Source organism: Brevundimonas kwangchunensis (assembly GCF_039523815.1).
Classification (GTDB): domain Bacteria; phylum Pseudomonadota; class Alphaproteobacteria; order Caulobacterales; family Caulobacteraceae; genus Brevundimonas; species Brevundimonas kwangchunensis.
On the sequence record NZ_BAAAGA010000007.1, the window covers coordinates 42,208 to 54,251 of the forward strand.

Here is a 12,044-nt window from a genome sequence, read left to right on the forward strand (position 1 = left end):
CATGGCCGCCGTTAAGGAAACTGTCGATGCCGTCGCCGCGCTGGAGAAGTATGCGCACGGCTTCACCTCGGACATCGAGCAGGAGTTCGCGCCCAAGGGCCTGAACGCCGACATCGTGCGCTTCATCTCGGAGAAGAAGGGCGAGCCGGAGTGGATGCTGGAATGGCGGCTGGCCGCCTATGAGCGCTGGCTTGCGATGGAGGAGCCGACCTGGGCGGCGGTGAAGTACACGCCGGTCGACTATCAGGACCTGCACTACTACGCCGCACCGAAGATCAAGGAGGGGCCTAAGTCCCTCGACGAGGTCGATCCGGAGCTGCTGGAGGTCTACCGCAAGCTCGGCATCCCGCTGAAGGAGCAGGAGGTGCTGGCCGGCGTGCAGGGCGCGCCCAAGGTGGCCGTGGACGCCGTGTTCGACAGCGTCAGCGTGGTCACGACCTTCAAGGCCGAGCTGGCCAAGGCCGGTGTGATCTTCATGCCGATCTCCGAGGCCCTGCGCGAACACCCCGATCTGGTGCGCCAGTATCTGGGCTCGGTCGTGCCGGTCTCGGACAACTATTTCGCCGCCCTGAACAGCGCGGTCTTCTCGGACGGCTCGTTCGTCTACATTCCGCCGGGCGTCCGCTGCCCGATGGAGCTGTCGACCTATTTCCGCATCAACGCCAGCCAGACCGGCCAGTTCGAGCGCACCCTGATCATCGCCGACAAGGGCAGCTACGTCTCGTATCTGGAGGGCTGCACCGCCCCGATGCGCGACGAGAACCAGCTGCACGCGGCCGTGGTCGAGATCGTGGCGCTGGACGACGCCGAGGTGAAATACTCGACGGTCCAGAACTGGTACCCCGGCGACGCCGAGGGCAAGGGCGGCATCTACAACTTCGTCACCAAGCGCGCGGACTGCCGCGGCGACCGGTCGAAGGTGTCCTGGACCCAGGTCGAGACCGGCTCGGCCGTCACCTGGAAATACCCGTCCTGCATCCTCAAGGGCGAGGAGAGCTCGGGTGAGTTCTATTCGATCGCCATCACCAACGGACATCAGCAGGCCGACACCGGCACCAAGATGATCCATCTGGGCAAGAACTCGAAGAGCCGGATCATCGCCAAGGCGGTGTCGGCGGGCAAATCGGACTCGACCTATCGCGGTCTGGTCTCGGTGCACCCGAAGGCGACCGGCGTTCGCAACTTCACCCAGTGCGACTCCTTGCTCATCGGCAAGGAGTGCGGCTCGCACACCATCCCCTACATCGAGGCCCGCAACGGCTCGGCCCAGCTGGAGCACGAGGCGACGACGACCCGCTTGAGCGACGACCAGATGTTCTATGCCCAGCAGCGGGGGCTATCGCAGGAAGAGGCCGTGGCCCTTCTGGTCAACGGCTTCGTCCGCGACGTGCTGCAGCAACTGCCGATGGAGTTCGCGGTGGAAGCCCAGAAGCTGGTGGCGATCAGCCTTGAAGGCTCAGTCGGGTAAATCAAAAAGAAAAACAATGCTGAAGATCAACAATCTGCACGTCTCCGTCGGCGACAAGCCGATCCTCAAGGGGCTGACGCTCGAAGTGCCGGCGGGCGAGGTGCACGCCGTCATGGGGCCGAACGGGGCCGGCAAGTCGACGCTGGGCTACGCCCTGTCGGGACGTCCGGGCTATGAGGCGACCAAAGGGACGGCGTCGTGGAACGGCGACGACCTGCTGGCGCTGGACCCGGCCGAGCGCGCGGCGAAGGGCGTCTTCCTGTCGTTCCAGTATCCGCTGGAGATCCCCGGCGTGCCGGCGATGACCTTTATCCGCACCGCCCTGAACGCCCAGAAGCGCGCGCGCGGCGAGGAGGAGGTCTCGGCCCCTGCCTTCCTGAAGCTGGTCCGAGCCGCGTCCGAGCGGTTGAAGATGAATTTCGAAATGCTGAAGCGGCCGCTGAACGTCGGCTTCTCGGGCGGCGAGAAGAAGCGGATGGAGATCCTGCAGATGGCGCTGCTGGAGCCGTCTCTGCTGATCCTCGACGAGACGGACTCGGGACTGGACATCGACGCCCTGCGCATCGTGTCGGAAGGCGTCAACGCCTTGCGGTCGCCGGAGCGGTCCATGCTGGTGATCACCCACTACCAGCGCCTGCTGGACTATATCAAACCGGACCGGGTGCATGTGCTGGCCGCGGGCCGCATCGTCGCCTCGGGCGGGCCGGAGCTGGCGCTGCAGCTCGAGGCCGAGGGCTACGACCGCTATGTGAGCGAGGCGGCGTGATGAGCCTGCCTGACATCCTCCCCCCAGCGGAGCGCCGGGGGAGGATCACGATGAACGCCCTGCTGCCCAAGATCGATCTGAAGGACGCGTCCAGCTTCCCGTCGCGGCGGGTCGAGGCGTGGAAGTATTCGGACCTGCGGAAGTACCTGCGCGAGGCGCCGGAGCCTTCGCCGTCGGCCGCCGTGCCCATGGTCGGGGGTGGGCCGTTCGAGGCGCTGGGCGGCGAGCCCATGGTCTTCGTCAACGGCCGGGCCGTGGGCGTGAGTACCCTGATGGCGTCGGGTGAGCAGACCCTGCGCCTGCGCTACATCTCCAAGGCGACTGGCACCGGCCACGGCACGACCGCACGCATCTCGGCGCGGGCGGGGGCGAAGCTGCTGCTGCTGGAGACGCATGAAGGCTCGGGCTCGGCCTATGTCTCCCATAACACGCTGGAGCTGGACGTCGCCCACGACGCCGAGGTGACGCGCATCGTACTGGTCGATGAGCCCGAGGACGCGATCTCGATCAGCCAGGCCCAGGTGCGGGTCGAGGCCGGCGGTCGCTATCGCCAGACCATCGTCGCCACCGGCGCCAAGCTGCAGCGGCTGGAGACGCAGGTCCTGCATTTCGCCCAAGGCGCCGACGTGCGTCTGGACGGCCTCTATGCCCTGTCGGGCGGCCGGCAGGCGGATCTGACGACGGTGGTGCAGCATGTCGCCGCCGACGGTCTGACCAGCCAGCTGACCAAGGGCGTGGTGCGTGACACCGCGCGCGGCGTCTTCCAGGGCAAGATCGTGGTCGAGCGCGGCGCCGACGGCACCGACGCGCGCATGCAGCATCAGGCCCTGATCCTCGGCGAGCGCGGCGAGATCGACGCCAAGCCCGAGCTGATCATCTACGCCGACGACGTGCAGTGCGCGCACGGCAACACGGTGGGCAATCTCGACGAGAACGCCCTGTTCTACATGCAGCAGCGCGGCATTCCGGCCGACGAGGCCCGGGCGCTGCTGACCGAGGCCTTCCTGATCGAGGTGGTGGACCGCATCGAACACGAAGGCGCGAGAGAGGTGGTGCGGGAATGGCTGGGACAGCGCCTGTGATCGCCGCCCCCTCCACCGCTTCGCGATCCCCCTCCCCCGGTGGGGGAGGAACTTTTGATGTGTACGCCGCGCGGGCGCAGTTTCCGATCCTGTCGCGGTCGGTGAACGGCAAGCCGCTGGTCTATCTGGACTCGGCCGCCTCGGCGCAGAAGCCGCGGGCGGTGATCGACGCCCTGACGGCGGCGATGGAGGGCAGTTACGCCAACGTCCATCGCGGCCTGCATACCCTGGCCAATGAGACGACCGAGGCCTTCGAGGCCGCCCGCGAGAGCGTGGCGCGGTTCCTGAACGCGGAGAGCCCGAACAACATCGTCTGGACCAAGGGCGGGACCGAGGCGATCAACCTGGCGGCGGCTGGCCTCGGCCTGTCGATCCAGCCGGGCGACGAGATCATAGTCAGCCAGATGGAGCACCACTCCAACATCGTGCCGTGGCATCTGCTGCGCGAGCGGCGCGGGGCGGTGCTGAAGTGGATTCCGGTGCTGGACGACGGGTCGCTGGACATGGCGGCCTATGCCGAGCTGTTGGGGCCGAAGACGAGGATCGTCGCAGTGACCCACATGTCGAACGTGCTGGGCACCCTCAATCCGGTCGCCGAGATCACCCGCATGGCTCACTCGGTCGGCGCGAAGGTGCTGATCGACGGCTGTCAGGGTGCGGTGCACGGCGATGCGGACGTGCAGGGCATCGGCTGCGACTTCTACGCCTTCACCGGCCATAAGCTCTACGGCCCGACGGGCATCGGCGCCCTGTACGGCACGACCGAGGCGCTGGACGCCCTGCCGCCGTATCAGGGCGGGGGCGAGATGATCGAGACGGTCACCGAGGAGACGGTGACCTATGCGAAGCCGCCGCACCGGTTCGAGGCCGGCACGCCGCCGATCCTCGAGGCCATCGGCCTGGGCGCCGCGATCGACTGGCTGAGCCAGTACGACAAAGCCGCGATCACGGCGCATGAGCGGGGGGTCTACGACCACGCCCGCGCGCGTCTGGACGGCGTGAACTGGCTGAAGGTGATCGGCGAGGCGGAAGGGAAGGGCGCGATCCTGACCTTCACCGTCGAGGGCGCCCACGCCCACGACATCGCCCAGGTGATGGATCGCTATGGCGTCGCCGTGCGGGCCGGCCTGCACTGCGCCGAGCCGCTGGCGAAACGATTTGGCCTGACGTCGAGCGCGCGGGCCAGCTTCGCCCTATATAACACCACAGAGGACGCCGACGCCTTCGTCGACGCCCTGATCAAGGCCCGTGAGTTCTTCGCATGACGTCCGACGCCGCACACAAGCCCGATGAGGACGCGTTCGCCGCCGCCTGGGACGCGCCGCAGAAGGCCGCCTTGGAACAGGCCGAGATCGATCGCCTGACGGACGACATCATCGCCGCCCTGAAGTCGGTCTATGACCCCGAGATCCCGGTCGACATCTACGAGCTGGGCCTGATCTACAAGGTCGACCTGTCGGACGACCGCGATGTGGCCATCGAGATGACCCTGACAGCGCCGGGTTGCCCGGTGGCCGGCGAGATGCCGGGCTGGGTCGAGACGGCGGTCGAGAAGGTGGACGGCGTGCGGTCGGCCAAGGCCGAGCTGGTGTTCGATCCGCCGTGGGACTCGTCGAAGATGAGCGACGAGGCCAAGCTCGCCCTGAACATGTTCTGAGGACGACCCCATGAGCGAGCTTCAGACCACGACCCGTCCGCGCCGTCCCCGCCCCAAGGTGGTGACGCTCACAGACGCCGCCGCCGAGCGCGTGCGCGAGCTGGTCGCCGCCTCGGAGCGCCCGGTCGCGGGCCTGCGCGTCGGCATCAAGAACGGCGGCTGCGCGGGGCAGGAATACACCTTCGCCTTCGCCGACAGCATCGATCCGCTGGACGAGGTGGTCGAGGACAAGGGCGCGACCCTGCTGATCGAGCCGAAGGCGGTGCTGTTCCTGATCGGCACCGAGATCGACTTCGAGACGACGAAGCTGGCGGCGAAGTTCACCTTCCGCAATCCGAACGAGACGGATGCCTGTGGCTGCGGCGAGAGTGTCACCATCGTCCCCCGGACCAGCGCGGAAGACTGAAGATGATCCGGCTGGAAGGGGTGACCCGGCGCTATCGCAGCGCGGCGGGCGAGCGGACGGCGCTGGACGCCGTCGATTTGAAGATCGGCAAGGGCGAGGTGTTCGGCGTGGTCGGACGCTCGGGCGCCGGCAAGTCGACCCTGATCCGCACGATCAACCGGCTGGAGACGCCGGACGCCGGCAAGGTGTTCGTCGACGGGCAGGAGATCACCGCCCTGAACCCGGCCGAGCTGCGCGCGGCGAGGCGGCGGATCGGCATGATCTTCCAGCATTTCAACCTGCTGAACGCCAAGACCATCTTCGACAACGTCGCTTTCCCGCTGCGGCTGGAAGGTCGGCCGGACGCCGAGGTGAAGGCGCGCACGAGCGAGCTGCTGGACCGGCTGGGGCTGGCCGAGCACGCCAACAAGCATCCGGCCCAGTTGTCGGGCGGGCAGAAGCAGCGGGTGGGCATCGCCCGGGCGCTGGCCTGCGGGCCTTCGGTCCTGCTGTGCGACGAGGCGACCAGCGCGCTGGACCCCGAGACGACCGAGGACATCCTGACCCTGCTGGATCAGCTGAACCGCGAGCTGGGCCTGACCATCGTGCTGATCACCCACCAGATGGAGGTGGTGCGCCGGGTCTGCGACCGCGTGGCGGTGCTCAAAGATGGCCGGCTGGTCGAGCAGGGCGCGACGGCGGACGTCTTCCTGCATCCGCAGCACCCCGTCACCCGCGCCATGCTGGCCGAGGGGGAGGAGGCGTTTGACGCCTCAGTCGTGCCTGTCGGCGCGAAGCTGGCCAGGCTGACCTTCCGCGGCGCCTCGACCTATGAGCCCGAGCTGAGCCGCGTCGCGCGCTCGGTGGGCGTAGACTATTCCATCCTGTCGGGCCGCATCAGCCGCATCCGCGGCGAGCCCTACGGCCAGCTGGTCGTCGCCTTCACCGGCGGCGACGCCGGGGCCGCGATCGCCCAACTGACGGACCGGGGCGTCCGGGTGGAGGCCGCCTGATGTTCGATAACGTGGCCCAGAACATCGATTGGCCCGAAATCGGCCGCGCGACTGTCGACACCCTGTTGATGCTGGGCGGGTCGCTGGTGCTCACCATCATCCTCGGCGTGCCGCTGGGCGTGCTGCTGTATCTGTCGGGCAAAGGGCGGCTGGCGGCCAATCCGGTGCTGAACGCCGTGCTGTCGTTCGTCGTCAACGTCCTGCGGTCGGTGCCCTTCATCATCCTGCTGATCGTGATGCTGCCGGTGACGGTGCTTCTGGTCGGGACGTCGCTGGGCGTGGCCGGGGCCATCCCGCCGCTGGTCGTCGGCGCGGCGCCCTTCTATGCGCGTCTGGTCGAGACGGCCCTGCGCGAGGTGGACAAGGGCGTGGTCGAGGCGACGCAGGCGATGGGCGGCTCGACCTTCCAGATCGTCACCCGCGCCCTGCTGCCCGAGGCCCTGCCGGGCGTGATCGCCGGCGCGACGGTCACCGCCATCGCCTTGGTCAGCTACACCGCCATGGCTGGCGTTGTCGGCGCAGGCGGGCTGGGCGACCTCGCCGTCCGCTTCGGCTACCAGCGCTTCCAGACCGATGTCATGGTCGTCACCGTCGTCCTGCTGCTGATCCTCGTACAGGTTCTGCAAATGATCGGCGACCGCCTGGTCGCCTCCGTTTCCCACCGCTGATCGCTCCCCCGAAAGGCCCTCCCATGCTCCGTCGTTCGCTTCTTCTGTCCGCTGTCGCCCTGACCCTCGCCGCCTGTGGCGCGGGCGGCGAGAAGGCGGGCTCGACCGATGGCCCGCTGCTGGTCGGCGCCACGGCCGTGCCGCACGCCGAGATCCTCGAGCACATCAAGCCGATCCTCGCCGCCGAGGGCGTGCCGATCGAGATCAAGGTCTTCAACGACTACGTCCAGCCGAACGTGCAGGTCGCCGAGAGCCGGCTGGACGTGAACTATTTCCAGACCAAGCCCTATCTCGACGAGTTCAACGCCGCCCGTGGGACCAGCCTGGTGACCGTGGCCGGCGTCCACGTCGAGCCGCTGGGCATCTATTCGCGCAAGCACCGCTCGATCTCGGCCCTGCCGAGCGGCGCCGAGGTGATCCTGCCGAACGACGCCTCGAATACCGGACGTTCGCTGCTGCTGCTGCAGGCCGCCGGCCTGATCATCCTGCGCGACGGCCAGAACCCGCTACAGACCGTGCGCGACATCACGGCCAACCCGAAGAACCTCGTCTTCCGCGAGGTCGAGGCGGCGACCATCCCGCGTATCCTGCCGCAGGTCGACGCCGCGGTGATCAACACCAACTACGCGCTGGATGCCGGGCTGAAGCCGCGCACCGACGCCCTTCAGCTGGAGGGCGCCGACAGCCCCTACATCAACTATCTGGTCTCGCGTCGCGAGAACCAGAACGACCCGCGCATTCAGGCGTTGGCCACGGCCCTGCGCAGCCAGGCGGTGAAGGACTTCATCGCGCAGAAGTACGATGGCGCGGTCATTCCGGCTGCGTAGGAGCGTCAGGCCGCCTTCGCGGCGGCCTCAGCCTTCCTCACCTCATCCGGCGTCGGCACCTGCACGGCGGGCGTGACCGGATTTCCGGTGGCTTCGGCGATCAGTTCGGCGGTGTGGCCCTCGACGGCGGCTTCCAGCCGGGCGAGGAACTCGTCCTTGGGCAGGCCGGTGGGGATGGGGTCGAGGAACTCCAGCGTGGCGAGGCCGGGGGTTTTCCGGAACTCCTCCTGCGGCCAGAACAGGCCCAGGTTGGTGGCCACCGGCACGACCGGCATGTCGAAGTCGCGGTACATGTGCCAGACGCCCGAGCGATAGCGGTATTTCTCGCCGACCTTCGCCAGATTGCCTTCCGGATAGATCAGGATCTTGCGACCCTCGGCATGGGCGTCGGCGGTGCGGTGCTTGAGCGCGTCGCGGGCGGCGCGGCCGCCGCAGTTGTTGACGACGATGGCTCCCAGCTTGCGCAGCACCGTGCCGAGCAGCGGAAATTTCTCCAGATGGTCGCCGGTGACGAAGGCCAGGTCCTTGAACCGGTCGTAGGTCGCGAAGCCGTCGCCCCAACTCTGGTGCTTGGACGCGATGATGAAGGCGCCGGTCGGCAGGCGATCCTCGCCGCGATACTGGATGCGGATGCCCGCCAGCACGCGCATGGCCTGAACCATGCGGTGGACGTAGCGGCGGATGATCCAGCCGGTCGCGCCGCGACCGGGCAGGATGGCCGCGACGACGGCCGCGAGCGTGTACAGGATCGAGAGCGACCAGTAGGCGACGGCGAAAGCGAAGCTGCGCATGGTCTGACTATGGACGGTTTTCAGTGGGCGCCAACGGGTCAGGCGGCCTGTTGCAGGTCCTCGGCCGAGGAAATTCGGTTCCGGCCCGCGCGCTTCGAGGCGTAGAGCGCCGTATCGGCCCGTTCCAGCAGCAGCGTCGGCGACTCGTCCGGACGGCGGATCGCGAAGCCGGCCGAGATGGTCACCACGCCCAGATCGTCATTGGTCGAGCGACGACGCAGCGAGCGCGAGGCGATCTCGCGGCGGATGGCCTCCAGCGCGGTCTTGACCTGATCGACCCGTTCGCGCGGGAAGATCATGGCGAACTCCTCGCCGCCGAAGCGGGCGGCCATACGCGGCGCGCCGGCGACGCGGCCGATCACGCTGGCGACGTAGCGGAGCACCTGATCGCCGGTCTGGTGACCCCAGTTGTCGTTGAAGCGCTTGAAGTGGTCGATATCGAGCACCGCCAGCGTCAGGGCCTCGCCCTCGGCGTCCGCGGCCTCGCAGGCGGCGGTCAGTTGCTCGTCGAAGGCCTTACGGTTGGCCAGGTTGGTCAGGGCGTCGGTCAGGGCGTCACGGCGGACCTGTTCCAGATGCTCGCGCAGGCGGGCGACCTCGCGGGTCGAGACCTCAAGGCGCTTCTCCAGCGACTCGTTCTCGCGCTGGATCTTGCGGGTGGCGGCGGTCAGACCCGTGACGATGGTCTGAAGCTGTTCGCCGCCCTCGACGCCGTCCATGCGGGCCGAGGCCTTGTCCAGGGTCTGACCGTAGGCAGTCTGAGAGCGGTGGGCCTTGGCGATGGCTTCCGAGATACTGTGCAGTTCGCGATCCAGCACGCGGCCGGCGTCGCGGATCTCTTCGGTCAGGCGTCCACGCGGCAGATATTCGGCGGCCAGCATGTCGGCCGTTCCTTCGGTGAAGGGCTCCTGCGCATCGAGGATGCGGCGGATCTCGCGGCCGAGCGCGCCCTCGGGGTCACCCAGATAGTGCAGCCACAGTTCGAAGTTCAGCGGAGTCGGCCAGACGCCGGCCGTCTCCATCTCGTCGATCACGCGCCGAGAGAGCGAGAAGGCTTCAGGCCCCCTGAGTGCGGTGTCGACCGACGCCGTCATATAGTCTGTCCCCGAACACCGGCCCGGTGGGACGGTCTGTAGCGGCGAATAGACTGCCCCGGCGAAGGGTAACGGCCGGTTAAGCGTGGCCGCTGAATCGACGAACTCAGTTCGGCAGCTTCACCGGACGTCGCAGGAAGGCGGGGACGTCCGCATCGCCGAACGGGCGACCGTTCGAGACCGGGGCAGGGGCCTCGGCCTTTGCTTCCGGCTTGCGACCACCGCGATTGCGGCCTGCGTCGCGCGGGGCTTTCGCGGGTTCGGCGACGGTCTCGGTCACCGGCGTTTCGGCGGCGGTGGTTTCGACGGCGGCCTCGGCCGGTTTGGCGGAGCGACGGCTGCGCGAGCGGCGCGACGGCGCGGCGTCGTCCGAGGCGGGCACGGGCGCGGCCTCGGCCTCGACGGCTGCGGCTTCGACGTCCTCGGTGCGCGGCTCCGAACGCCCACGTCCACGGCCCGAGCGCTCGCTGCGTCCACCACGGCCCTTGTCGGCACGACCGCTGTCGCGGCGCGGCTGGTCCTTGATGGCCGCGAAGTCGATGCCGTCCAGCGACAGTTCGACCGGGTCCTTCTTGATCAGCTTCAGCACCTTATCCAGCGACTTGTCGTCGGCCGGGGTGACGATCATGAAGGCTTGACCCAGCTTGCCGGCGCGACCCGTGCGGCCGATGCGGTGCACATAGTCGTCGGCGTGGTGCGAGACGTCGTAGTTGAAGACGTGGCTGACGTCCGGGATGTCCAGACCGCGCGCGGCGACATCGGAGGCCACCAGGATCTTCAATGCGCCCGAGCGGAAGTCGGCAAGCGTCTTCATCCGTAGCGACTGATCGAGATCGCCGTGGATCGGTGCAGCGTCGAAGCCATGCGTCTTCAAGGACTTGGCGACGATGTCGACTTCCGACTTGCGATTGCAGAAGACGATGCCGTTGCGCACGTCCTCACGGGCGACCAGGGCGCGCAGGGCGGTGCGCTTGGCCTTGGGGTCCGAGGTCGGGATACGGACGATGTACTGGGTGATGGTGTCGGCCGTCATGGCCGGACGCGAGGCCTCGATCCGGGTCGGATCCTTGAGGAACTGCGTGGTCAGACGGGTGATCTCGGGCGGCATGGTGGCCGAGAAGAACAGGGTCTGGCGGCGCGGCGGCGTCAGCTTGAAGATGCGCTCGATGTCCGGGATGAAGCCCATGTCGAGCATGCGGTCGGCTTCATCGATGACCATCAGTTCGACGCCGGTGAGCAGCATCTTGCCGCGCTCGAACAGGTCCAGCAGGCGGCCCGGCGTGGCGATCAGAACATCGACGCCCTTGTTCAGGATGGCCACCTGGTCGCCCATCGAAACGCCGCCGATCAGCAGCGCCCAGCTCAGGCGCGTGCCCTTGGCGTACTTGGCGAAGCTCTCGGCGACCTGGTCCGCCAGTTCGCGGGTCGGGGCCAGCACCAGGGCGCGCGGCATCCGGGCGCGGGCGCGGCCCGAGGCGAGGCGATCGACCATCGGCAGGGTGAAGGCGGCGGTCTTGCCCGTGCCGGTCTGGGCGATGCCCAGAACGTCCCGGCCGGCGAGGGCGACGGGGATGGCGGCGGCCTGAATGGGGGTGGCGGTCGTGTAGCCGGTATCGGCGACCGCTTGCAGGGTCGTGGGCGAAAGGCCCAGTTGCGAAAATTCGGTCATGAATCCTTGGGACTGGAAAGAAGGACGCCCCGCGCATCGGGTCGTCTGCGACGTTGCGGAACCGCCCTTCCCTGGGCGAGCGGGCGGCGCGAATTCGCCTTCCTGTCCCGAAACAGTGGGCCGCATATAGAAGACCCCGTGGATTAGTCAACTATTCGTGTGGCTTACGTTTGGGGTTGGCAGAACGTTACGCTTCGTTAATGTCCGTCTCGGGAAGGGTATTAATGAGGGGTACGCATGCTGCGCATGATCGCGGTTGCGACGTTTGCCGTCGCCTGTCTGACGGCCGGGCCTGGCAAGGCCGACATGAATTCCGCCTTCGGCAACACGGTGATCTCACGCTATCCGGACGGTGGCTGGGTCAAGCACTGGTTCAATCCTGACGGCAGCTACTCGGCGCAGTTTTCGGACGGTCGCCGTCTGGCCGCGCGCTGGGCGGTGCAGGGCGAGCGGGTCTGCCTGACCAACATGCGGCCGAACATGCTGATCCCGCGCTTCTGTACGACGATGATCGAGGCCGACATCGGCGACACCTGGTCCTCGCGCGATCCGCTGGGCCGCCGGGTGCAGAACAGTCTGGTGCGCGGGCGGGAGTAGGTCTCCCGCCGCCATCAGCGCAAAGAC

At 67.7% G+C, this 12,044-nt stretch carries 13 protein-coding genes; 10 read left to right on the forward strand and 3 right to left on the reverse strand.

Going from position 1 to position 12,044, the window contains the following annotated elements; translation table 11 throughout:
• The first annotated feature begins 1 nt into the window (after position 1).
• The 9 genes from sufB to ABDZ95_RS13650 are packed head-to-tail and all read left to right on the forward strand — an operon-like array spanning position 2 to position 7,866.
• On the forward strand, positions 2–1,468 hold the full coding sequence (gene sufB / locus ABDZ95_RS13610; RefSeq protein WP_343794508.1) for a Fe-S cluster assembly protein SufB: 1,467 nt from the start codon (positions 2–4) through the stop codon (positions 1,466–1,468).
• A 16-nt stretch (positions 1,469–1,484) separates the two neighbouring features.
• Positions 1,485–2,234, forward strand: a complete 750-nt coding sequence (gene sufC / locus ABDZ95_RS13615; RefSeq protein ID WP_343794509.1) for a Fe-S cluster assembly ATPase SufC — start codon at positions 1,485–1,487, stop codon at positions 2,232–2,234.
• A 50-nt stretch (positions 2,235–2,284) separates the two neighbouring features.
• Positions 2,285–3,316, forward strand: a complete 1,032-nt coding sequence (gene sufD, locus ABDZ95_RS13620; RefSeq protein WP_343794510.1) for a Fe-S cluster assembly protein SufD — start codon at positions 2,285–2,287, stop codon at positions 3,314–3,316.
• Entirely contained in the window at positions 3,295–4,581 is a 1,287-nt protein-coding gene (locus tag ABDZ95_RS13625; RefSeq protein ID WP_343794511.1) for an aminotransferase class V-fold PLP-dependent enzyme, read from the forward strand. Before sufD ends, ABDZ95_RS13625 begins: the two co-directional genes overlap by 22 nt.
• A complete protein-coding gene (locus ABDZ95_RS13630) occupies positions 4,578–4,973 on the forward strand; it encodes an SUF system Fe-S cluster assembly protein (RefSeq protein ID WP_343794512.1) in 396 nt (131 codons plus the stop codon). The genes ABDZ95_RS13625 and ABDZ95_RS13630 overlap by 4 nt, the downstream gene beginning before the upstream one ends.
• A gap of 10 nt (positions 4,974–4,983) precedes the next feature.
• Entirely contained in the window at positions 4,984–5,379 is a 396-nt protein-coding gene (locus ABDZ95_RS13635) for a HesB/IscA family protein (RefSeq protein WP_343794513.1), read from the forward strand.
• Between the two features lie 2 nt (positions 5,380–5,381).
• Complete coding sequence (locus tag ABDZ95_RS13640; protein ID WP_343794514.1) at positions 5,382–6,371, forward strand: methionine ABC transporter ATP-binding protein; 990 nt, start codon at positions 5,382–5,384, stop codon at positions 6,369–6,371.
• Complete coding sequence (locus tag ABDZ95_RS13645; protein ID WP_343794515.1) at positions 6,371–7,039, forward strand: methionine ABC transporter permease; 669 nt, start codon at positions 6,371–6,373, stop codon at positions 7,037–7,039. Before ABDZ95_RS13640 ends, ABDZ95_RS13645 begins: the two co-directional genes overlap by 1 nt.
• 23 nt (positions 7,040–7,062) lie before the next feature.
• Entirely contained in the window at positions 7,063–7,866 is an 804-nt protein-coding gene (locus ABDZ95_RS13650; RefSeq protein WP_343794516.1) for a MetQ/NlpA family ABC transporter substrate-binding protein, read from the forward strand.
• Between the two features lie 5 nt (positions 7,867–7,871).
• Here the strand turns inward: ABDZ95_RS13650 and ABDZ95_RS13655 are convergent, their stop codons facing one another.
• The 3 genes from ABDZ95_RS13655 to ABDZ95_RS13665 all read right to left on the reverse strand — a co-directional run bounded on the left by ABDZ95_RS13655 (position 7,872) and on the right by ABDZ95_RS13665 (position 11,420).
• Positions 7,872–8,657, reverse strand: coding sequence for a lysophospholipid acyltransferase family protein (locus ABDZ95_RS13655; protein WP_343794517.1), 786 nt, complete (start codon positions 8,655–8,657; stop codon positions 7,872–7,874).
• A gap of 38 nt (positions 8,658–8,695) precedes the next feature.
• The gene (locus ABDZ95_RS13660; protein ID WP_343794518.1) at positions 8,696–9,751 is read right to left on the reverse strand and encodes a GGDEF domain-containing protein; all 1,056 of its coding nucleotides are present in this window, start codon (positions 9,749–9,751) and stop codon (positions 8,696–8,698) included.
• Positions 9,752–9,857: 106 nt separating this feature from the next.
• The gene (locus ABDZ95_RS13665) at positions 9,858–11,420 is read right to left on the reverse strand and encodes a DEAD/DEAH box helicase (RefSeq protein WP_343794519.1); all 1,563 of its coding nucleotides are present in this window, start codon (positions 11,418–11,420) and stop codon (positions 9,858–9,860) included.
• 237 nt (positions 11,421–11,657) lie between these two features.
• On the opposite strand from ABDZ95_RS13665, the gene ABDZ95_RS13670 reads away from it, so the two are divergent.
• The gene (locus tag ABDZ95_RS13670; RefSeq protein ID WP_343794520.1) at positions 11,658–12,017 is read left to right on the forward strand and encodes a hypothetical protein; all 360 of its coding nucleotides are present in this window, start codon (positions 11,658–11,660) and stop codon (positions 12,015–12,017) included.
• The last annotated feature ends 27 nt before the right edge of the window (positions 12,018–12,044 follow it).

Bases quoted from the DNA above. Each gene is read 5' to 3' on its own strand.
- sufB (WP_343794508.1), top strand. From the start codon at position 2: ATGGCCGCCGTTAAGGAAACTGTCGATGCCGTCGCCGCGCTGGAGAAG.
- sufC (WP_343794509.1), top strand. From the start codon at position 1,485: ATGCTGAAGATCAACAATCTGCACGTCTCCGTCGGCGACAAGCCGATC.
- sufD (WP_343794510.1), top strand. From the start codon at position 2,285: ATGAACGCCCTGCTGCCCAAGATCGATCTGAAGGACGCGTCCAGCTTC.
- ABDZ95_RS13625 (WP_343794511.1), top strand. From the start codon at position 3,295: ATGGCTGGGACAGCGCCTGTGATCGCCGCCCCCTCCACCGCTTCGCGA.
- ABDZ95_RS13630 (WP_343794512.1), top strand. From the start codon at position 4,578: ATGACGTCCGACGCCGCACACAAGCCCGATGAGGACGCGTTCGCCGCC.
- ABDZ95_RS13635 (WP_343794513.1), top strand. From the start codon at position 4,984: ATGAGCGAGCTTCAGACCACGACCCGTCCGCGCCGTCCCCGCCCCAAG.
- ABDZ95_RS13640 (WP_343794514.1), top strand. From the start codon at position 5,382: ATGATCCGGCTGGAAGGGGTGACCCGGCGCTATCGCAGCGCGGCGGGC.
- ABDZ95_RS13645 (WP_343794515.1), top strand. From the start codon at position 6,371: ATGTTCGATAACGTGGCCCAGAACATCGATTGGCCCGAAATCGGCCGC.
- ABDZ95_RS13650 (WP_343794516.1), top strand. From the start codon at position 7,063: ATGCTCCGTCGTTCGCTTCTTCTGTCCGCTGTCGCCCTGACCCTCGCC.
- ABDZ95_RS13655 (WP_343794517.1), bottom strand. From the start codon at position 8,657: ATGCGCAGCTTCGCTTTCGCCGTCGCCTACTGGTCGCTCTCGATCCTG.
- ABDZ95_RS13660 (WP_343794518.1), bottom strand. From the start codon at position 9,751: ATGACGGCGTCGGTCGACACCGCACTCAGGGGGCCTGAAGCCTTCTCG.
- ABDZ95_RS13665 (WP_343794519.1), bottom strand. From the start codon at position 11,420: ATGACCGAATTTTCGCAACTGGGCCTTTCGCCCACGACCCTGCAAGCG.
- ABDZ95_RS13670 (WP_343794520.1), top strand. From the start codon at position 11,658: ATGCTGCGCATGATCGCGGTTGCGACGTTTGCCGTCGCCTGTCTGACG.